15 protein-coding genes are annotated in these 20,297 nt (G+C 65.8%); 1 reads left to right on the top strand and 14 read right to left on the bottom strand.

Annotation, left to right across the window (positions count from 1 at the left end):
- Positions 1–190 precede the first annotated feature (190 nt).
- The 6 genes from slmA to AVKW3434_RS04785 form a co-directional block, all read right to left on the bottom strand.
- Positions 191–844 carry a nucleoid occlusion factor SlmA gene (gene slmA, locus AVKW3434_RS04810; protein WP_284404941.1) on the bottom strand — a complete coding sequence of 218 codons (654 nt, stop codon included), beginning with the start codon at positions 842–844 and terminating at the stop codon, positions 191–193.
- Positions 845–967: 123 nt separating this feature from the next.
- Positions 968–2,410, bottom strand: a complete 1,443-nt coding sequence (locus AVKW3434_RS04805) for an ATP-binding protein (protein WP_284404939.1) — start codon at positions 2,408–2,410, stop codon at positions 968–970.
- Between the two features lie 59 nt (positions 2,411–2,469).
- Complete coding sequence (locus AVKW3434_RS04800) at positions 2,470–3,177, bottom strand: response regulator transcription factor (protein WP_272565155.1); 708 nt, start codon at positions 3,175–3,177, stop codon at positions 2,470–2,472.
- Positions 3,178–3,262: 85 nt separating this feature from the next.
- On the bottom strand, positions 3,263–4,156 hold the full coding sequence (gene argB / locus AVKW3434_RS04795; RefSeq protein ID WP_284404937.1) for an acetylglutamate kinase: 894 nt from the start codon (positions 4,154–4,156) through the stop codon (positions 3,263–3,265).
- Between the two features lie 150 nt (positions 4,157–4,306).
- The gene (locus AVKW3434_RS04790) at positions 4,307–5,410 is read right to left on the bottom strand and encodes a glycosyltransferase family 4 protein (protein WP_284404934.1); all 1,104 of its coding nucleotides are present in this window, start codon (positions 5,408–5,410) and stop codon (positions 4,307–4,309) included.
- Positions 5,407–6,192: a glycosyltransferase family protein gene (locus AVKW3434_RS04785; protein ID WP_284404932.1), complete on the bottom strand. Its 786-nt coding sequence runs from the start codon at positions 6,190–6,192 to the stop codon at positions 5,407–5,409. Before AVKW3434_RS04785 ends, AVKW3434_RS04790 begins: the two co-directional genes overlap by 4 nt.
- A 76-nt stretch (positions 6,193–6,268) precedes the next feature.
- On the opposite strand from AVKW3434_RS04785, the gene AVKW3434_RS04780 reads away from it, so the two are divergent.
- Entirely contained in the window at positions 6,269–10,171 is a 3,903-nt protein-coding gene (locus AVKW3434_RS04780) for a methyltransferase domain-containing protein (protein ID WP_284404930.1), read from the top strand.
- A gap of 123 nt (positions 10,172–10,294) precedes the next feature.
- On the opposite strand, the gene AVKW3434_RS04775 is transcribed toward AVKW3434_RS04780, so the two are convergent.
- The 8 genes from AVKW3434_RS04775 to gspD all read right to left on the bottom strand — a co-directional run bounded on the left by AVKW3434_RS04775 (position 10,295) and on the right by gspD (position 20,265).
- Positions 10,295–11,152, bottom strand: coding sequence for a methyltransferase domain-containing protein (locus AVKW3434_RS04775; protein WP_284404928.1), 858 nt, complete (start codon positions 11,150–11,152; stop codon positions 10,295–10,297).
- Positions 11,153–11,238: 86 nt separating this feature from the next.
- Positions 11,239–12,129, bottom strand: coding sequence for a class I SAM-dependent methyltransferase (locus AVKW3434_RS04770; protein ID WP_284404926.1), 891 nt, complete (start codon positions 12,127–12,129; stop codon positions 11,239–11,241).
- Positions 12,130–12,311: 182 nt separating this feature from the next.
- Complete coding sequence (locus tag AVKW3434_RS04765; protein ID WP_284404924.1) at positions 12,312–13,646, bottom strand: ABC transporter ATP-binding protein; 1,335 nt, start codon at positions 13,644–13,646, stop codon at positions 12,312–12,314.
- A complete protein-coding gene (locus tag AVKW3434_RS04760; protein ID WP_284404922.1) occupies positions 13,643–14,443 on the bottom strand; it encodes an ABC transporter permease in 801 nt (266 codons plus the stop codon). Before AVKW3434_RS04760 ends, AVKW3434_RS04765 begins: the two co-directional genes overlap by 4 nt.
- Positions 14,444–14,535: 92 nt before the next feature.
- Positions 14,536–15,441 (bottom strand): peptidylprolyl isomerase, encoded by a 906-nt coding sequence (locus AVKW3434_RS04755; RefSeq protein WP_284404920.1) that lies wholly within the window; start codon positions 15,439–15,441, stop codon positions 14,536–14,538.
- A gap of 97 nt (positions 15,442–15,538) precedes the next feature.
- Positions 15,539–17,164, bottom strand: a complete 1,626-nt coding sequence (locus AVKW3434_RS04750) for a cell surface protein (protein ID WP_284404918.1) — start codon at positions 17,162–17,164, stop codon at positions 15,539–15,541.
- A 196-nt stretch (positions 17,165–17,360) separates the two neighbouring features.
- Complete coding sequence (locus AVKW3434_RS04745) at positions 17,361–17,783, bottom strand: hypothetical protein (RefSeq protein WP_284404916.1); 423 nt, start codon at positions 17,781–17,783, stop codon at positions 17,361–17,363.
- Between the two features lie 49 nt (positions 17,784–17,832).
- A complete protein-coding gene (gene gspD, locus AVKW3434_RS04740) occupies positions 17,833–20,265 on the bottom strand; it encodes a type II secretion system secretin GspD (protein WP_284404914.1) in 2,433 nt (810 codons plus the stop codon).
- Between the last annotated feature and the right edge of the window lie 32 nt (positions 20,266–20,297).

Raw genomic sequence — 20,297 nt, 5'->3', positions numbered from 1 at the left:
AGGGGCTCTGCACCGGGAAAACCCCTAGCCGCACGCCCAACGCTGGAACGGTGGGACGAAGCAACGCAGTGCGACTGCACCAAGCGGCACCGCCAGCCCGGCCGGTCTGGCGCGCTTCGGGGAAGTAGAACGTCTGGAATGCCTGGCATCACCCAGGCAGCAGGATCTGCAGCCGGTCAGGGACAGCGGGTCAGAGCAGCAGCGCGAGCGTGGCCTCGAGGTGCTCGCTGGGCGCGCGCCGAAAGCCCGAGCGCGCATGCCGCTGCAGCCGCCCCCGCACCAGATCGCACAGCGCCGCGGCGCGCACCTGGGCCTCGACCGTGGGCGCATCGGCCCCGGCGGCCTGCGCGGCGGGGCGCAGGCACTGCCGCAGGCTCGATTCGATCTTGTCGAAGAACTGGTTCATGCGCTGCTGCAGGCGCTCGTTCTCCAGCACCAGGGCATCGCCCACCATCACGCGCACCATGCCCGGATTTCGCTCGCCGAACTGCAGCACCATGGCGACGATGCGCGCGGCCTGCTGCGTGCCCGAGGTGTCGGACTGCGCACCGCGCTCCATGATCTGGTTCACCAGCGTGAGGACCGATTGCTCGATGAAATCGATCAGGCCCTCGAACATCTGCGCCTTGCTGGCGAAGTGCCGGTAGAGCGCTGCCTCACTGACCGAAAGGCGCGCCGCCAGCGCGGCGGTGGTGATGCGTTCCGAGCCGGGTTGCTCCAGCATGCCGGCCAGCGCCTGCAGGATCTGCACCCGCCGCTCCCCCGGCTTGGGACGTTTGCGGGCCGCAGGGACGTCTTGCGCCCCGGTGGCGACAGGTTCAGGCAGGGACTGGAGTTCGGACATGGGCAACAGATGTATGCAATTGATTCTCGCACACGGTCCCGCCGGACTTCGGTGCAGACGGCCCCGCCTTTCCAGCGCCACGCTGCGCCGCCAGGGCGGCGGAACCATCAGCGGCACAGGCGGCTAGCGAACCTTGCGCGCCGGCGCGAAAAACACCGTCACCACCAGCCCCCGGCCGGCCGGCCCGCGCCCCAGGCCCAGCGCCGCGCCGTGCACGCGCGCGATTTCGTCGGCAATGGCCAGACCCAGTCCGGTGCCCTCCCCCGCGGCCCCCGGCACCCGGTAAAAGCGCTGCAGCACCCTCGCCTGCTCCGCCTCGGGAATGCCCGGTCCGTCGTCCTCGACCTGCAGGAACGCGCCGCCGTTGGCAGCGCCGCCGCAGCGGATGGTCACGGCGCCACCGGCCGGCGTGTATTTGATGGCGTTGTCCACCAGGTTGGTGAGCAGCTCGCGAAGCAGCCAGCCGTGGCCCACGGCGCGGGCCGGCGCGACCTCCAGCCCCAGGTCCAGCCCCTTGGCGGTGGCCGCGTCGAGGAACGCCTCCAGCAGGCTTTCACACAAGTCCTTCAGATCCACGCTCTGCATGGCCTGCGCGTCCAGGCTGCGGGCATCCGCGCGCGACAGGGCCAGCAACTGGTGCGCCAGCTTGGAGGTGCGGCGGGTGGCCTGCCGCAGCTTCTCGATCTGATCCGCTCCTAAATATATAGCACCATGCCCTAGTACCATTTGCGCTGGAGCCTGTTTTGATCCATGCCCCTCCCGGCCACTGCCCGCCTGCGCGGACAGCGCCCAGGCTTCCACCTGTGCCTGCAGGCTGGCCAGCGGCGTGCGCAGCTGGTGCGCGGCATCGGCCACGAAGCGCCGCTGCCCCTCGGCCTGCTCGTTCACCAGGGCGAACAGCCGGTTCAGCGAGTACACCAGGGGCCGCACCTCCACGGGCGACGCCGCTTCGTCGATGGGGTTCAAGTCCCGGGGCGAGCGCCGGGCGACGGCCTCGGCCAAGTCCACCAGCGGCTTGAACGCGCGGCGCACGGCCCAGTGGATCGCCAGCGCCGCGGCCGCCACCAGCACCAGGTTGGGCAGCAGCACGCGCAGCAGCATCTGCTTGCCCCACTGCTGGCGCGGATCGGAGCCGTCGGCCAGCGCCACCACCAGCTCGCCCGCCCCCGTGCGGCTGCGCTGGACGGCCACGCGGTAGGTGACGCTGTCGTACTCGACGCTGTGGAACTCGGGGTCGTGCGTGGCCGGCACGGCGCTCTGCACCCAGTCCTCGCCCAGCAGCACGCGGCCGGACAGGTCCTGCACGCTGTAGCCGGAAAAGCCGCTGTTCTGGCGCAGGAACTCCTCCACCGGGGGCGCGAGCAGCAGCAGCGGCGGGCCGCCGTCGCTCACGGGCGGGGCCACCACCGAGTCGGCCAGCGCCGGCAGCAGCCGCAGCAGGCGCTGGTCGTGCCGGCTGGCGGCCTCGTCCGCCGAGCGGTAGTCGAGCCACGCGCCCGCCAGCGCCAGGGCGCACAGCGGCAGGATCAGCAGCAGCAGCAGCCGGATGCGCAGCGCGGAGGTCATGGCGGCGGCCGGGGTGTGCGGGTGCAGGGGTGGGCGGGCGCGGAGACGGCGGGGCGCGCTCAGCCGCGCGGGGGCTGCAGCTCCAGCCGGTAGCCGAAGCCCCGGATGGAGCGCAGCGCCACGCCATTGGGCTCCAGCTTGCTGCGCAGGCGGGACACGTACACCTCCACCGCATTGGGCGTGATTTCCTTGTCCCAGCCGGTCAGGGCCTGCAGCAGCTTTTCCTTGCTGGCCGGCTTGGGCGCGTGGATCAGCAGGTATTCCAGCACCGTCCACTCGCGCGGGCCCAGCTCGATGGGCTGGCGCGCATGGGGATCGCTGGCGGTGCGGATGCTCACGGTGCGGCCGGCGGTGTCCAGCTCCAGCGGCCCGAAGCTCAGGATGGCCGTGGTCGCGGCCTGAGAGCGCCGCAGCAGGGCGCGCAGCCGCGCCAGCAGCTCGGGCAGCTCGTAGGGCTTGACCATGTAGTCGTCAGCGCCCAGGTCGAGCCCCTGCACGCGGTCGTGCAGGGCGTCGCGCGCCGTGAGGATGAGCACCGGCATGGCCGGATGGGCCATCTCGGGGCGGCGCAGGCAGCGGGTGAGTTCCAGCCCGTCCATGCCCGGCAGGCCGATGTCGATGATCGCGGCGTCGAACGATTCGGTGCGCAGCACCTCTTCGGCCCGCTCGCCGCTGCCCACCCAGTCCACCGCATAGCCCGCGTCGGTCAGGCCCAGCTTGATGCCGCTGGCCAGCATGACGTCGTCCTCGACCAGCAGCAGGCGCATCGCCCTGTCACCCGCTCAGGAACGGACCGGCGCGGCCCCGCCGGGGGCGGCGCGCTGCACGGCGGGCGAGGCGCAGGCGGGCATCTCAGTGGCTGCGGATCATGGTGCCGTAGGCCTGCTCGGTCAGGATTTCCAGCAGCATGGCGTGCGGCACGCGGCCGTCGATGATGTGCACCGCGTTCACCCCGGCCTTGGCGGCATCGAGGGCGCCGGCGATCTTGGGCAACATGCCGCCGGAGATGGTGCCATCGGCGAACAGCGTGTCGATCTCGCGGGCGGTGAGGTCGGTGAGCAGTTCGCCCGCCTTGTTCAGCACGCCCGGGATGTTGGTGAGGAGCACGAGCTTTTCGGCCTGCAGCACGGTTGCGAGCTTGCTGGCCACGACGTCGGCGTTGATGTTGTAGCTCTCGTTGTTCTCGCCGAAGCCGATGGGGCTGATGACGGGGATGAACGCATCGTCCTGCAGCGCCTTGACCACGCTCGGGTCGATGGAGACGATGTCGCCCACCTGGCCGATGTCGTGCTCGATGCTCGGGTCCTTGCTGTCCACCATCTTGAGCTTCTGGGCGCGGATCATGCCGCCGTCGCGCCCGGTGAGGCCCACGGCCTTGCCGCCCGCCTGGTTGATCAGGCCCACGATGTCCTGCTGGACTTCGCCCGCCAGCACCCACTCCACGACTTCCATGGTTTCGGCGTCGGTCACCCGCATGCCCTGGATGAACTGGCCCTTCTTGCCCAGGCGGTTGAGCGCGGTCTCGATCTGCGGGCCGCCGCCGTGCACCACCACCGGGTTCATGCCCACCAGCTTGAGCAGCACCACGTCCTCGGCGAAGTCGGCCTGCAGCGCCGGGTCGGTCATGGCGTTGCCGCCATATTTGATGACCATGGTCTTGCCATGGAACTTGCGGATGTAGGGCAGCGCCTGGGCCAGGATTTCGGCCTTGTCGCGCGGAGCAATCGAAAGAAGGTCGGTCGTCATGAAGAGCTCGCGGCTGAAGGAGCGGTTAAGCGATGGAGATGCGCATTGTGCCTTGCCCCGGCCCCCGGACGGCGCTGGGGCGGGACGGGCGCAGGAACGGGCCCGGACGGCACCGGGCGATGCCATTCAGCATCGGCCCGTGGGCGGTCTTCAATGCCGCAGCCAGCTGGGCACCTTGAAGCGCACGATGGCCAGGTAGGCGGAGACATAGGCGATCATGAACAAGGCGCAGAAGATCGCCAGCACGACCGTGTTGCTCCAGAACAGCACAGCGGGCACCACCGTCAGCAGGGTAAAACCCCACAGGTAGGGCGAGGTGCGGTTGTTGCGCATGAGCACCCGGCGGGACTCGTCGTCATGGAACACCCCGCGCACGATGCGCCGATAGATGAGCTGATGGAAGTGCAGCGCGTCCGCCACGCCCGGCGAGACCCCGCGCACCAGCTTGCGATAGATGGAGAAGACGGTTTCCCAGACCGGGTAGATCAGCAACAGCATCGGGAACCAGGGCGACACGTCCTGGTTGCGCTGCACGAGCGAGATGCTGCCCAGCGCGATCACCACGCCCCAGATGTAGGAGCCGCCATCGCCGGCGAAGATCATGCCGCGCGGGTAGTTCCACACCAGGAACCCGGCCGTGGCCGCCGCCGTGCACACGAACAGCGTCGCGAGCGACCGGTCCCCCACCTGCAGGCTGACGTGCGCCAGCGCCAGGCAGACGATGAACGCCACCATGCCCGCCAAGCCGTTGTAGCCGTCGATGATGTTGAAGGCGTGCGGCAGGCCGGCCACCGCCAGCACCACGATCACCATGCCCAGCCAGGGCGTCTGGGCCAGGAAGCCGTCCAGCCAGGGCAGGCCCATGCGCTGCACGTTCAGTTGCAGCACCATCAGCGCCAGCCCGCCCGACAGCGCCGTGAGCAGCAGGCGGTAGCGCACGGTCAGGCGCTGCGTCAGGTCTTCCACGATGCCACCCACCGCCGACGGCAGGAGCGCCACGATCCACCAGACCACCCAGGCGCCGAGCCGCAGCGAGCCCGGATCGCCCATCCACGACGTCTGAACCACCCCCAGCATCCAGCTGCAGACCATGCCGGCCAGCAGCGCCGCCCCGCCCAGCCGGGGAATATCCCCCAGGTGGAACCGCTGCGGCATGGTGTCGCCATACACGGACGCGTGGTCGCGCCCCCATCGGACGATGCCCGCAGCCACCAGCGTGGAAACCAGAAACGCAACCAGAGACAACCAGATCATGGAGCGCCGATGGTATGCGGGCCGCGGGGGCCCTCCGGTAACAAAGATCGTGCCTGCCGATACACCGGCGAGCGCCACAGCCGCCACAGGCTGCGCACGTGCCAGGCGAGGTAGGCCATGCGGCGCTGGCTGTCGCGCTGCCCGACATGGCCCACGCGGGCCGCGCCCTTGTGCAGCCGCAGGCCCCTCAGCCGCATGCGCAAGCTCAAATCCACATCCTCGCAATACATGAAATACCCTTCATCGAATCCCTCCAGCGCGTCCCACACCGCCCGCCGCATCACCAGGAACGCCGCGTTCACCCAGTCCACCCGGTGCTCCCGTTGCCCGAGCACGCGGCGGCGCCACAGCGCGGCGGGCGACGGCAGCTCGCGCTCGGAATCCTGCAACTGGCCGCGGCCGTCCACCTGCTCCGGGTAGGCGCAGCCCACGTCCGCCGGCAGGGCGGCCTCGCACAGCGTGGGAAACGGGTTCGCGCCGAGCAGGCTGACGTCGGGGTTCAGCACGCAGACCATCGGTTCGGCCGCCCCGCGCAATGCGCGGTTGTGGTTGGCGCCGAAGCCCAGGGGCGACGCATTGCGGCGAATCTCCAGCACGAAGGGCCAGTCTCCGGCGGGGGCCTGCGGCTCGGCCTCGGGCAGGTTGAGCGTGAGCACCACGCGCGAGACGCTGGCCCCGCACAGGCGCGCCAGATCCTGCAGCAAAACCTGCACCCAGGGCCCGTGGCCGTGGCTGATCAGCGAGACCACCAGGCCCCGTTCCGCATTGAGAGATGACATCATGAACACGCTATTGTCGTCTGCCTCGCACACCGTCCTGCCAGGCGGGCCGCTGCCATGCGCCCGTCATAATCCGGGGATGACCCAAACAATCGAGGATTTGCACGTCTATCTGCGTACCATCAAGCAAGACGAACGCACCTCCCTTTCCGTGCTGGCGAGCCTTGTCCGCGAGGGATCCACGGTGCTCGACCTGGGCTGCGGCAGCGGCGCACTCGGGCAATATCTGGCAGAGACCCGGGGCTGCACCAGCGATGGCGTGACGCTCAGCGAAGCCGAGGCCGAACACGCCCGCCCCCACTACCGGCGCGTGGAAGTGTCCGATCTGGAAACGTGCGATCTGGTTACCCTTTTTACCGGCCAGCGCTACGACTACATCGTGTGTGCCGACGTGCTCGAACACCTGCGCCGCCCGGAGGGCATCTTGGCGCAATGCCGCGAACTGCTGGCAACCGGTGGTCAATTGCTGATTTCGGTGCCCAACGCCGGCTACTGCGGCCTGGTGGCCGAATTGCTGCAAGGTGAATTCCGCTACCGCGAGGAAGGCCTGCTGGACCGCACCCACCTTCGCTTCTTCACCCGGCGATCATTGGGGCGGTTCCTGGGCGAGCAGCGCTGGGCCGTCGACCAGATCGACACCGTGCGCCGCGAAGTGCCCGAATCGGAGTTCAAGGCCGCCTTCGACCTGCTGCCACCGGCCGTCTCGCGCCATCTGCTCGGAGCACCCGATGCCATGGCCTACCAGTTCATCGCCGTGGCGCAGCCTGCCGCCCAGGCCATCGCCGAGGACCAGAGCGGCACGCCGGACCCGCAGGAAGCCCACGCCCTGTTCACGGCGCAGCTCTACCTGGGCCAGAACGGCGAATACGCCGAAGACCGCAAGCTGACCGCCACCGGCATCATCGGCCGCGAACGCCAGACGGTGCGTTTCACCCTGCCCGATACGCCCACGCCCCTCACGAACCTGAGGCTCGACCCGGCGGACCGCCCCGGCTTCATGCACCTGCATGGCATCGCTCTGCGCAATGCCCAGGGCGACGCGGTGTGGACGTGGCAGGCCGACACCGCATCGCGCTCGCTGCTGGCGCGCTCGCCCCACCGCCAGATCGTGTGGGAGCAGCCCATGCCGGCCGCCTCCCCCGCCACCCTGCTGCTGCTCACCGGGGACGACCCCTGGATGGAGTTGCCGATCCCCCGGGACGTCCTGACCGGCCACGCCGGCGGCGGGGCCGTGCTGGACATCGACCTGGGGTGGCCCATGTCCGCCGACTACCTGGCCCTTTCGAGTGCCATCTTCCCGCTGCAGGAACAGATTTCCGACCTGAAGACGGCAGCAGCCCTGGCCCAGGCGCAGGCACAGCGCGAGGCTGATCGACTGCTTCGGGAGACCCGCGAGGCGCTCGAGCTGGAAAAGCGCACTTTGGGCGAGCAAAAGGAAGTGCTCGAGGGCGACAAGCGCACCCTGGAGTACACCAACCAGGCCTTGCTGGAGCACAACGCCACGCTCAAGAGCAGCACCCAGACGCTGCTGCGCCAGCGGGCCGACCTGCAGCAGGAGTCCGCCCAGTTCCAGCGCAACGCCACCCGACTGCAGCATGAACTGGGCCGCCTGCAACACGACTACGGCGCCCTCGCCCACCACTTGAAAACGATCGAAAACTCCACCGTGTTCCGCGCGACCCGCCCCCTCGTCCACACCAAGATGCGCGTGGACCGCCTTCTGGGCCGTGCGCCCAAGCATGCCGCCGCAGCGGCGGCGCAGGGGCCCGTGCAGGTCACGCCGCCGCAGCACCCCGTGGATGTGATCGTGCCCGTCTACCGGGGCCTGGCCGACACGCAGATGTGCGTCGATTCCGTGCTGGCCAGCCCGTGCGCTACGCCCTACCGCCTCATCGTCATCAACGACGCCAGCCCCGAGCCCGAAGTCACGGCCTGGCTGCGCCAGCGGGCCACGCAGGACGAGCGCATCGTGCTGCTGGAAAACGAGGAAAACCTCGGCTTCGTCGGCACCGTCAATCGCGGCATGGCCCTGAGCGGCAGCAACGATGTGCTGCTGCTCAACAGCGACACGGAAGTCGCCAACGACTGGCTCGACCGCATCCGCAACGCCGCCTACGGCGATGCCAAGGTGGCCTCGGTCACCCCGTTCTCCAACAACGCCACCATCTGCAGCTACCCGCGCTTTTGCAAGGACAACGACCTGCCGCCCGGCTACGACACGGCCCGCCTGGACGCGCTGTGCGCCAGGACCCACCCGGGCGCGGTCGTGGACGTGCCCACGGGCGTCGGCTTTTGCATGTACATCCGGCGCGATTGCCTGGTGCAGCTCGGCCTGTTCGATACCGAGCATTTCGGCAAGGGCTACGGCGAAGAGAACGACTTCTGCCAGCGCGCGCACGCGGCCGGCTGGCGCAACCTGCACCTGCTGGACACCTTCGTGCTGCACACCGGCGGGGTCAGCTTCGGCGACAGCAAGAGCCCGCGCGAGCTGGCCGCCATGGAAACCCTGCGCCGCCTGCACCCCCGCTACGAGCGTGACGTGCACGCGTTCGTGCAGGCCGATCCGGCGCAGCCCTACCGGCTGGCGCTCGACGTGGCCCGCATCGCCGAGGCCGGTGTGCCGGCCGTGCTCGCCGTGCTGCACGACCGGGCCGGCGGCACGGTCCGGCACGTCCGCGAACTGGCCGTGCACCTGGCGGACCAGGCCACCTTCCTGACACTCACGCCCGCCCCCGGGCACAGCGTGCGGCTGCGCATGGCGGGGCAGGATGAGGGCTTCGAGCTCACCTTCCGCCTGAACGACCAGTACGACGACCTGCTCGGGGTGCTGCGGCAGCTGGGCGTGCGGCAGGTGCACTTCCACCACCTGCTGGGCCACGGCCAGGAAGTGCGCAACATCCCGCACCTGCTGGATGTGCCCTACGACTTCACCGCGCACGACTACTACAGCTACTGCACGCACATCTCGATGACCGACACGACCAACCGGTACGCCGGCGAGATCGGTCCCGGGCAATGCAAGTGCTGCACGCCGGAGATGCATTCCCCCCTGGGCGGCACCGTCGCCGAATGGCGCGGCGCGAATGCACGCCTGCTCACCGGCGCACGCCGGGTGCTGGCGCCCAGCCACGACACGGCGCGGCGCATTGCCGGCTTCGCGCCGGCGGCGCACGTGTACGCCGTGCCGCACACCGATCTGCCCGACAGCGCGGCGCTGCCGCTGCCCGCGCCGCGCACGCTGCAGCCTGGCCAACGGCTGCGGGTGGTGGTGATCGGCGCCCTGAGCGCCATCAAGGGCGCGGACGTGCTGGAAGCCGTGGCCGCCGAGGCGGCCCGCCGCAACGCCCTCGTGGATTTCCACCTGATCGGCTACGGCTACCGCCACCTTCAGACGCAGCCCCGCGCCCGCCTGACCATACACGGCGAGTACGAAGAAAAGGACCTGCCCGGCCTGCTGCAATGGCTGGAGCCGGACCTGGTCTGGTTCCCCGCCCAATGGCCCGAGACCTACAGCTACACCCTGAGCGCCGCGCTGCTGGCCGGCCTGCCGGTGGTGGTGCCCGACATCGGCGCCTTCGCCGAGCGGCTGGCGGGCCGGCCCTGGAGCTGGGTGCACCCCTGGGATGCCACGCCCGCCCAATGGCTGGCCTGGTTCACCGAGGTCCGCGACCGGCACTTCGCCCAGGGCGAGGCCCCGGCCCTGGCCGAGGCGCAGCCGCAAGCACCCGTGCCGCACGAATCCTCTGCGCCGTTCCGCTATGCAACCGATTACCTGGCAGACATCGCGCCCGCCAACGCCCTGCCCCCCATGACCCTGGCCGACCTGCAGCCCTACCTGCCCCAGGCCACGCCCAGCGCCGCTGCCAAGTCGGGCATGCTGTCGGCGGTGGTCTATCTGCGCTCGCTGCCGGTGCTGCGCGGCGTTGCACGGCGCATCCCGGCGCAGTGGCAACGCCGGGTCAAGAACTGGCTGCAAGCCTGAACCGGCTCCGCGCCGCGCAGCGCCGGAACGAAAAGGGCTGCCCTCTCCGGCAGCCCTTTTTTGTTTTTGGAAGACCTATCGGCGCCCTCGTGCGAAAGATGGCGGCGATGGGCGATCCGGGCCCTATTTGCCCAGCAGCAGAAAGATCTCGTTGTTGAGCAGCAGTTCGTCCGGGTATTGGCCGTGCAGGGCCGCTGGAATGTCCATCTGCACACTGCGCCGCTCCTGGCGAATGACCCGAAAGCCCACCCGGGTCATCAGGGCCACCAGCTCGTCCGCCGTCAGCCGGTTCAATGCCTTGTACTCGTTGAAGACGAACTTCTTGTACCCCTCAACACCGAAGTCGTCGAAGCCGAAATCGCGCTCGGCGCCATCGATCGGCCCTTCGTGCGCCTGGATGATGGCCCACAGCTCGTCATCGCTCACCAGCAGGTGGTGCCAGGGCACCTCGTCATAGCGCCGCAGGTGCGAGCCGAAGGGAGAAAAATACAGCGGCTCGATCTGCAGGAAGAATACGCCCCCGGGATTGAGCGCCGCGTACAGGTCGCGGGCGATGGGTTCGAGCTGGTCCTGGCTCACATGCTCGAACGTGGACCAGCTGAAAATCCCGTCCACCGGCCGCCGTCCCGCCAGTGGGGTGGCGGGTGCGATGGTCTCGAAGCTCAGGGCCTTCGGCACGCGGCGAAGGCCCAGTTGCTCCTTCGCGATGCGCGGCAGCTTGGCGTACTCCTGCCGGATATCGATGCCATGGATCGACGTCGCCCCGTGGCGCAGGACCAGGGCCAGGTCCGTGATGCCGTCGCCACAACCGAAGTTGAGGAGCCGCGCCGTCTTCACATCCAGCGCCGAACCCAGCCAGTGCTGGACCACATCGGCCGCATAGTGGAAGTGCGCCCGGAACCACTCGTCGGAAATGCGCTCGGCATCCCACTGGGGCGGTCCCCAAAATCGTTGCTGGATGCGATCGAACAGAGTGGTCATGGAGGAAAACGCCTGTCGCAGGATTTCAATCAGTCAAAGGGCTCGGAGCCAGGAAGGGGGTCAGTCAGGCCCACCACACCCTGCGCTCAGGGCTTGGCGAGCACATAGGCATCCTGGTGGTTCCAGAAATGCACCAGCGAGCGGTGAACGAGCTTGTCCGCGCCCACCGTCTCCGCGATGCGCGCGAGGACGAAGTCCTCGGACGTGAACGCGGTGCCGTATTCCTGCACATCGATGGCCTGGGATTCGCTGGACGGAGCGAAGAAGAAGCCGTCATCGTCCAGCGCAACGCTGTCGTGCGCCGCCGCTTTCAAACCATGCGTGGAGAACACCAGAACCCCTCCAGGTGCCACGCCGTCGTACAGGCACTGCAGCCAGCGGGCCCAGGTGCTGCGCGGCAGGTGGCTGAACAGCGACAGCACGAACACCACGTCGTACTGCTGATCCCACACCAGGCTCTCCGGCACCGTGGAAGACAGCACGCTCCGCACGCCGAAAGTGCGCTGCGCGAACGCCATGGCGTCCGGCACGACGTCGGACACCGTCACCCGGTCCGCACCCAGCGCCTTCACCAGATGCCGCGTGAAGCGGCCGTGCCCGCTCGCGAACTCCATGAAACGCGGGGTCTTGAGCAAAGGCCGGTCCACGGTCTCCAGCAGCGTCATCAGCTCGGACAGCGTGCGCCAGCCATCCGCGAGATAGTCGCGCAGAGGGTTGGTACTGGAGGGGTGGCCCTCGAAAAAGCGAAAGATGTCGTCGGCGCGCGCGATCTCGCAGTTCAGCCCCATCATCTGGGAGAAGGCGCCCGGCAACGTGTGCTGCTCGATGAGCTGGTGGGCGGTGAGGCGCGTTTCGCGGTCCTGCAAGGCATGGCGCAAGGCCTCTGCGGCCAGGACGCGCTCGTCGCGTTCGAGGTGCTGGATTCCGAGGGCCAGCCAGTCGGAGGCCTTTTGAGGAGGGGCGGTCAGATCGTTCATGGGGTCAAGGGACGGGGGAAGATCCTGCCGAAAGGCGGAAAACCGTCATTGGCAAAAAATGGCTCCGGCGCATATTCTACTAGGGCATTAAGCTATCAAAAATATAGCATCTCATTGGAGGGAGATCCCGGCCGTCCACGGCGGCAGAACGCAAGCGCCCTGCAGTGGGCCGGCCGGCATGCTCACCCCCAGTGGTGCGGCAATTTCACCAGCCCTGGCATGAGGGTTGGAGCTACCCAGTTGAAGTTCAGGAACTGGAACCACTCGTCGTACACCACCAGGCCGCTCTCGTCGAAGAGGAACGCACTGATCACGTAGTCCCCGCTGTGCAGCGGCAGGCTGGGAAACATCAGCACCGAGCGCCACAGGCCATCGCCCAGCGACACGGGCGCCGCGCCCTCTTCGTGGGTGGCCAGCGACGTGATGCCGACCCCTTTGGACTGCTCGATCATGAAGCCGACATTGGGCCGCTCGCCCCCCCGGCCGCGCACGGTGATGTGGGCGATCAGGTCTTTGCCGGACAGCCGGCCGTAGCCGCCGTCCTGCGGTTCGCCCAGGTTCTGGATTTCCACCGACAGAATGCGGGCGGAGCCATCGTCGCGGGCCGGGGCATTGCCATTGCGTTGCCGGCGGCCGGCGGCGGAAGCCGCCTCGGCGCCCGAAACCTTGGAGGCGGCTTCGCCGTCGTCCAGCGGAGCGCCGTTGTCGGGCGCGGGCGCATCGCTGGCGCCCTCCTGCCCCGCCGCCGCGTGGTGCTGGCTTTCTGCATTGCGCAGGCGGGAGTGCACGTCATAGGCGCCCAGCACGGGCTCCGTCAGGCCGAACTGCTTGACGCGCCCCCCGTCCAGCCAAAGCGCCAGATCGCACAGATGGCGGATGTGGTACGGGCTGTGCGAGCAGAACAGGATCGTGCAGCCGGCATTGCGGAACGCCATGATGCGGTCCACGCATTTCTTCTGGAAATGCTGATCGCCCACCGCCAGGGCTTCGTCGATGATCAGCACGTCGGGCTGCACCGCGGTCACCAGCGCGAAGGCCAGCCGGACCGACATGCCCGAAGAGTAGGTCTTGACCGGCCGGTCCAGCGCCTCGCCCAATTCGCAGAATTCGACGATCTCCGGCTCCAGCCGCTCCATCTCTTCGCGGTCAATGCCGATCAGGCTGCCGCCGAAGTACAAGTTGTCGCGGCCGCTGAAGTCGGGGTGGAAACCCGCGCCCAACTCCAGAATGGCAGTGACCCGGCCCACCCGCTCGATCGAGCCCGTGGAGGGCTGCAGCGTGCCGGCCAGCAGCTTGAGCAGCGAGCTCTTGCCCGCCCCGTTGTCGCCGATGACGCCGATGCACTGGCCGCGCTGCAGTTCGAAGGACACGCCTTTCAGGGCCCAATGGCTGCGGTGCGCCGATCGCCCGGTGATCAAGGACTTGAGCCGCTGGCGGGGAGAGGCGTAGAGCTTGTACTCCTTGCCCACGTCCTGCACTTTCAGAACGGTCTCGGAGGTGCGTTCAATCATCGTCATAGCCAGTCCACCAACTGATCACGGCTGCGTTTGACCAACGTGTTCAAAGCCAGCGCCAGGACGACGAGCCAGACCACGCCCGCCACCCAGACACCCATCGGCGGCCAATTGCCCTGCAACAGCACTTGCTGGTAGCCGATCACCAGGGCCGTCATGGGATTGAGCCAAAGGACCCAGCGCCAGTTGGCCGGGAACATCGTCAAGGGGAAAAGAATGGGCGTGAGGTAGATTCCCACGGACAGCAGGAAGCCGACGATCTGAACGGTGTCTCTCAGCGCCGCCGCCAGGATGGCCAACAGGTAACCCAGCAGCACGCAAAGGACCAGTTGCAGGGCCATGAGAGGCACCATGGCCAGCATGGCAGGGCGGAACCCGTGCAGCGGCGTGTACACCAGCGCCACGAAACACAGAAGCGGCCCGAAAATCACCGCGCTCGCCAGCACCGAACGGGTCGTGAAGAGCACCGGGGGAAGCGGGTTTTTCTGCAGCATGCTACCCGCCTCGATGAGGCTGTTCATGCCCCGCGACACCGCATCGCAGAAAGCCATCCAGGGCAGCGCACCCACGACCAGGAACGTGCCCACGGCGTGCGTCGGTGCTCCGTCCCCGAGCCGCATGGAAAACACCACGTCGAAAACGAGATAGTAGGCGGCGACCGTCAGCAGAGGTTGCAGGTAGGGCCACAGCACGCCCACGGCGGTGCCCGCATGCCTTGCAGCCACTTCTCGTTGCACCAGAACCCACACCAGAGAGCGCGCACTCCAGATCGCGCGCCATTCATTCCATAAGGTTTGCATTCAGCTTGTTCAGATTGGCAGTCAGGTCCGCCAGAAATAAAGAAGCAAGTGCTTTGGAGGGCACTTGCTTCACCTCCGCTCAGACGGAGAACTCAGGGAGCGATCTTAGTGGGCGGAACCTGCGCTGCATAACCCTGGGAGAAGGATGCGATCGCAGCGGCATCGATCTTGGCCTCTTGCTGCATCTTCTGGGCCTCGGCCACGCGCGCTTCCTGGCGAACGTTGTTGCGGACCTCGTTCATCAGTTCATCACGCACTTCGCTGAATGGACGGGTGCGCGATGGGGTGCGGTCTTCCAGCTTGATGATGTGGAAGCCGAACTGGGTCTCAACGATGTCGCTCAGTTGGCCAGGCTTGGTCAACGCGAAGGCGGCTTCGTCGAAATCGGCCACCATGCGGCCCCGCTCGAAGGATCCCAGGTCACCACCTTTTTCTGCAGAGCCTTTGTCCGCAGAACGCTCCTTGGCCAACTTGTCGAAGTCGGCGCCAGCCTTCAACTCTTGCTGGATCTTCTCGATCTGCAGGCGTGATGCGGCGTCGGAGCCCGCAATGAGAATGTGCTTCACGTGGACTTGCTCGCCGGCCTTGAAACGCTCTGGTTTGGCCTTGTAGATGTCTCGCGCAAACCCTTCGACCGCCGCGTCCGTGGGTGTGCTTTCCTTGTCGATTTTTGCGATGTAGGCGTCTGACAGCACCTTGTCGCGCGCAATCTTCAGCGCTGCGGCCACTTCAGGATCCTTCTCGACGCCGGCGGTTTCCGCACGCAGCGCCATGACCCTGCGCGCATAGAGATTGGACGCGATTTGCGTCACGGTCTGAGGGCGGGACATCACCGTCGCCCGCATCTCGGCCGGCATGCGCAAGGAGTCGGCCTGGACATCCTGGGCATCGATGGCAACCTTGGGGCCTTGGATCAGTACAGGGGACTGTGCATGGACCGAAAAGGCAGTTGCAGAAATTGCCGCCATAGCGAGCAGGCGATAGGTTGAGCGAATCATGTGCAAATCCAACACTCCATCAAAAAAGCATTAAAAAAAAAGGCGGGGTTGCCCCCGCCTTTTTTGGTTCACATTACTGTGAAAAGTGCCGCACGAATTACGGAGTAACCGTAGGGAACGTGAAGCGGTGGGGCCACGTGATACCGTAGGTACCGGACGTGCCAGCCGCAGCGCTGGGGTTCGACAGCTTGATGAACGAAGCGCCCAGGATTGGCAGACCCAGGGATTGGCCAGCCACCACGTTAGGCACATCCACGCGGCTCCAGCCGTTGGTGAACGAACCCGTCGACAGCGTTTGACGAGCAACCGAGCCACCCAGCACGGAGGTGCCGGTGTCCAGGAAGCTCAGCACGCTGGTTTCGCCGCAGAAACGGGTCTGCGTGATGGAACCAGGCGAGAACACTGCGCCGGTCGTCGTCGTCGTTTCTTCGCGGTCGAAGAACGCTTGGCCCGTCGAGCTCACGCAGATAGCGCCGCCCGTGGTAGCCAGCGACGTGTTGGCTGGGTTGAAACGCTCGTCAGCAACACCGTTGCCGGTGGCGATCAGGTCGGAGAAGTAACGAACTTGAGCAGCGTTGCCACCGGTTTGCGCAGCAGCGTAGTTGGACGCCACGTTGTAACGACGGGTAGGCATCGAGAACACCCAGTCCGTCTTGGCGGAGATGCTCGTGTCGTTAGCGTACTGGTTGGCGATCGACGTCACGGCCAGGGCGTTCGTCAGCAGGCGAGCTTGCGTCAGAGGAGCCGAGGTAGCCGTAGCAGCCGTCACGTAAGGCGTAGACATGTCGGGCAGGTCATAGTTCGCAGCTGCGATTGCAGGCACGGTCGTAGGAGCCGTCGTGCCGGTCGTGAACACGTTCACGGTACGGAACAGCGGGTCGGCCGTGTACAGGTCAGGCGAAGGTGCAGCGCTTGCCGATTGTGGGAAGTGCACGAAGTTGGCGATGGCTTGCGCGCCGTTGTTTTCAGCGCGGATTGCCGTAGCACCACCCGAGAACGTCGTCGTTTGAGCGACGTTGATGATGTACCAGTCACCCAGCAGGCCGGTGGAAGGCGTGTCGAAACCAGCTGCAGCCACGGCGGCAGGCGTCGTGAAGTTTTGCAGCGTAGCGTTCAGAGCAGCAGGGGTGCAAGGTGCAACGCCGTTCACGTGCTTGATAGCCGTGTACAGTGGGTTGGCCGTGGTGGTGCCTGCCAGCAGCTGAGGAATGTCAGCCATGTTGAAAATTTCAACGTAGCCTTCACGCGTGTTGTTGGCCTTGTCTGCGTCGGCGATGCCGGGGTTCAGACGATCGGTCACGAAACGCTGATTCACACCCTTGGCCAGCGTAGGCAGCGTGCAGGTGCCGTCAGCGGTCACGATTTGTGCCACGCCGTCAGCGCCAGCCGTCACGGCAGCGGTCCACACGTCACCAGGCGACATGAAGACTTGGAAGTCAAGAATGTCGTCGGAGTTCAGGGCGCCGCGGAAACGAACCTTCACAGCCTTGCCGTTGGAGGTGTCGGTGTTCACAACGTGCATCACGGTCATGTTGCCGTTTTGCGCGTTGAAGTAAGGAATCAGCAGTGCATGACCCACGCCGCCTTCCGCGAACGACATCGTCGTAGCGGTCGTTGGCTTCAGAGGAGCTACACCGGTCACCACATCAGCAGATGCGGCGCCAGCAAAGCCCAGGCCACCAATCATGGCAGCAATGCTCAGGGCCAGAACATTTTTTCTCATATCAAGAACTCCAGTTAAAAAGTTGGTAAGCGCAACTACCACGATTGATTACGCTAAGGGATGGTAGCACAGCGCTCTGACGTGTTGTACAACGGAACCGCTGTAACAAAACCTGTTGTTGAGGAAATGCAACACCGTCTGCGGTTAGGTGAATCTTGCTTCGCAAACTGCTTGCAAACAGCTTGGCAAATGCCCCTCAAAGATCCTGGTAGTGCCACCACTGACCATCTTCAAGCAGCCATGTCTCGTTCAGGTAGCTGTCGATGGTACCAAGTTTGGCACCGGCCATTCCTGGCTGAACGCCCAATTTCACTTGGGTCGTGCATTTTTCGCTGTCGCAGGTGACTTTGGTGACTTCCACGCTTTTCACGGCGACGCCTGCGCCAAACTGCATCTTGAACTGCTCGGCCGTCTTGGCCTTTCGGTAGGAAGGCGTCGACAAGGCGTAGGCCTTGTCATACTGGCCTGCCACTCTCGCTTTCCAATAGTCGGTCGCACGTTGCTCGACGATCTGTTCCGGGGTAGCAGGCTTGAAGGCTGCGCATCCTGAGAGTGCGATCACGCCTGCAGCGAAGAAAATGGAACCCATCCGGCGACGGAAAGTGGTGTTTTGAACCATGGTGGTGCTGATCTCCTGTTGACGATCTGGTTGGACGACGCTCTTCGACTCAATTGGGCTGGACTGGTTGCACCGGCGCTTGCGGTGCCTTCAAAGGAGTCCGGCTGCCCTGCTCCTTGAGTTCAATGACTCTCAGGCCCTTCATGCGATCCCGCAAGTCTTCGCTCACTTCACGGATGTCGATGTCTGTGCGAACGACGCGCGGAGTCAGAACAACGAGCAGCTCCGTTCGATTGCTGGTGTTGCTGTTGGTGCCGAACAGGTTTCCAAGCACCGGAATATCTTGCAGCAGCGGCACGCCTGCCTTGCCGACTGTACTGTTGTCCTTGATCAAACCACCCAGCACGATGGTCTCGCCCGACCGGACAGCCACCTTGCTGCTGATCTGACGCTGCAAAAACGCAGGCTGATTGTTGGCGTTGCTCCTGACGGCACCCAGGTCAGTCACCGTCTGGTCCACCTGCATGTTCACGATGTTGCCAGCGTTGACGGAGGGCGTGACGACAAGGTTCACGCCCGTATCCTTATATTGAACAGAACTGGTGGACGCGTTGGCATTGTCCACAAAGCTCACCGTCGTCGTGCTGACCGGCTCCTGGTTGCCCACGTTGATGGACGCGGTGTGATTGTCAAGCACCATGAGGGAAGGGCTGGAGATGACCTTCAGGAGGGATTTGTCAGCCAGGGCATTGAGTACCACCTGCACGCCCGTCGAACTGCTGAGCACATAGGAAAAGCCTTGAGATGCGCCTCCCAACAAGGTGTCCCGGTTGACGGTCGTCGGGTTTCGCCCGCTGATCAGCCCCTGCCCGGTGTACCCATTCCGACTGTTGTTGAACGCCCATTGCAAACCGTACTGGAGATCATCGTTCAAGGTCACTTCAATGATGCTGGCCTCGATCAGCACCTGCGTGGGGGGAAGGTCCAGCCTCTTCAGCGCCGCTTCGATCCTTGAATACTCTGCGCGAGTGCCCCAGATGAGCACTGAATTGTTCAGTTCATCGGCCATCACCCGGACGCTGCCCAGGTTGGCACTCAAGGTGCCCTGCTGCTGCGCACCTTGTGCGTTGGTGTTGCGGCTGCCGAAAGCCCCGGTTCCGGAACCACTGGAGAAGGCACTGCCCGTCAGGCCCGAAGAGCGGACGCCGCTGCCGCCCATGTAACTGGACCCGCTGCTGCTGAAAGTGCTGCCAACGCCGCCGAATCCGCTTTGCGCCTGGCCGAAGGAGTTCCCCGTCGCGCTTCCAAACCCGGGTGCCACCCCGCTGTTGGCCACGTTCGATCCACCGGTCTGCCCCCCGAAAATCCCGCTGAGCACGCTCGCAAGATGCTTGGCATTGACGTTCTGCACCTGGTAGATGAAGAGCTGCGGCTCAGACCCGTTGTCGCTGGGCTGGTCCAACTTTTCGATCCAGCGGCGGGCTTCTTCCAGATAGGAAGCGCGTGGTGTCACCACCAAGATGCTGTTGAGCCGCTCGATGGGCATGATGCGCAGAGCGCCGAAAAGCGGATTGCCTTCCCCCAGCATGGCCTGTGCCGCACTGGCCGCATTCGCCTGCGCCGCGCCCGGCGTGCCTGCCGCAACGGCTCCTCCGACGTTCGGGGAAGCCGCTGCGGCACCGCCGCCACTGACCAGACGCAGCGCGGTTTCCACTTCCTTGATCGACGCATGCTTCAATGGGAACACCCCAACCGACATACCTTTGAGCAGATCGATGTCAAAGGTGTTCACCAGATCGAGCCATCCCTCGGCCTGGGTGCGTGTGCCACTCAGAATCAGCAGATTGCGCACGTTGTCTACCCGCACGACGGCATCGGGGGGCATCATCGGCCGAAGGATGGATGCCATTTCGCTCGCACCGATGTATTGCAGCGGCACGATGATGGCCCCCGAGCCCGGGGGCAGTGGACCGTTGCCTACCTGGCGAACAGACCCGCCAATGCTGCGCAATGCATCAGGCCGCCCGACGTGATAGGTGCCGCGCGCATCGCGCAACATGGCGAGTCCGTTGGCCTGCAAGGAACTCTCCAGCAGGAAAACGGCTTGATCCGGCGCAATGGGCGTGCGTGTCGCCAGCGTCACCGTTCCGCTCAACGGCGGGTGAAGTACGTAGTCCGTCTTGAGGATATCTCCCAAGATGGTACGCACAACCTCTGCCACCGGCGCCTCTTCGAAATTGAAGGACAACGGAGCGCCTTGTACGGCAGCGACCGGCTTGGCCGGGGCGATCACACGGTCGTTTCCGATGATGAACCGCGGCTCCGCGACAGGAAGCTCGCCCTCTACCGAAGGCTTGTCCGCCTTCTTCGTCGAAGCTGCATTGGCGGACGAATCAGACGCGGAGCTCGGCATCACTGCGCCGCTCGACTCCGTGACGAGATTGCTGCTACCGGTTGCGGGGGCGGACTGCTGCGACTGGGCTATGGCCAACTGACAAGTGGCCAGCGCAATAGCGGTGAGTGCGTGTCGGTAAGGGGTCATGACTGCTTGCCTGGAAACGGGGAGAAACGAAC

It is taken from the genome of Acidovorax sp. SUPP3434 (genome assembly GCF_030159015.1).
Classification (GTDB): Bacteria; Pseudomonadota; Gammaproteobacteria; order Burkholderiales; family Burkholderiaceae_C; genus Paracidovorax.
The sequence above is the reverse complement of the archived record's forward strand: the minus strand, read 5'-3'. Positions and strand labels throughout refer to the sequence as shown.

What these genes read in the sequence shown, in the direction of transcription:
- AVKW3434_RS04760 (WP_284404922.1), bottom strand. Translation starts at nt 14,443, where the DNA reads ATGCAAACCTTATGGAATGAATGGCGCGCGATCTGGAGTGCGCGCTCT.
- AVKW3434_RS04770 (WP_284404926.1), bottom strand. Translation starts at nt 12,129, where the DNA reads ATGAACGATCTGACCGCCCCTCCTCAAAAGGCCTCCGACTGGCTGGCC.
- AVKW3434_RS04765 (WP_284404924.1), bottom strand. Translation starts at nt 13,646, where the DNA reads ATGACGATGATTGAACGCACCTCCGAGACCGTTCTGAAAGTGCAGGAC.
- AVKW3434_RS04805 (WP_284404939.1), bottom strand. Translation starts at nt 2,410, where the DNA reads ATGACCTCCGCGCTGCGCATCCGGCTGCTGCTGCTGCTGATCCTGCCG.
- AVKW3434_RS04750 (WP_284404918.1), bottom strand. Translation starts at nt 17,164, where the DNA reads ATGAGAAAAAATGTTCTGGCCCTGAGCATTGCTGCCATGATTGGTGGC.
- AVKW3434_RS04775 (WP_284404928.1), bottom strand. Translation starts at nt 11,152, where the DNA reads ATGACCACTCTGTTCGATCGCATCCAGCAACGATTTTGGGGACCGCCC.
- AVKW3434_RS04785 (WP_284404932.1), bottom strand. Translation starts at nt 6,192, where the DNA reads ATGATGTCATCTCTCAATGCGGAACGGGGCCTGGTGGTCTCGCTGATC.
- slmA (WP_284404941.1), bottom strand. Translation starts at nt 844, where the DNA reads ATGTCCGAACTCCAGTCCCTGCCTGAACCTGTCGCCACCGGGGCGCAA.
- AVKW3434_RS04800 (WP_272565155.1), bottom strand. Translation starts at nt 3,177, where the DNA reads ATGCGCCTGCTGCTGGTCGAGGACGACGTCATGCTGGCCAGCGGCATC.
- AVKW3434_RS04790 (WP_284404934.1), bottom strand. Translation starts at nt 5,410, where the DNA reads ATGATCTGGTTGTCTCTGGTTGCGTTTCTGGTTTCCACGCTGGTGGCT.
- gspD (WP_284404914.1), bottom strand. Translation starts at nt 20,265, where the DNA reads ATGACCCCTTACCGACACGCACTCACCGCTATTGCGCTGGCCACTTGT.
- AVKW3434_RS04755 (WP_284404920.1), bottom strand. Translation starts at nt 15,441, where the DNA reads ATGATTCGCTCAACCTATCGCCTGCTCGCTATGGCGGCAATTTCTGCA.
- AVKW3434_RS04745 (WP_284404916.1), bottom strand. Translation starts at nt 17,783, where the DNA reads ATGGTTCAAAACACCACTTTCCGTCGCCGGATGGGTTCCATTTTCTTC.
- argB (WP_284404937.1), bottom strand. Translation starts at nt 4,156, where the DNA reads ATGACGACCGACCTTCTTTCGATTGCTCCGCGCGACAAGGCCGAAATC.
- AVKW3434_RS04780 (WP_284404930.1), top strand. Translation starts at nt 6,269, where the DNA reads ATGACCCAAACAATCGAGGATTTGCACGTCTATCTGCGTACCATCAAG.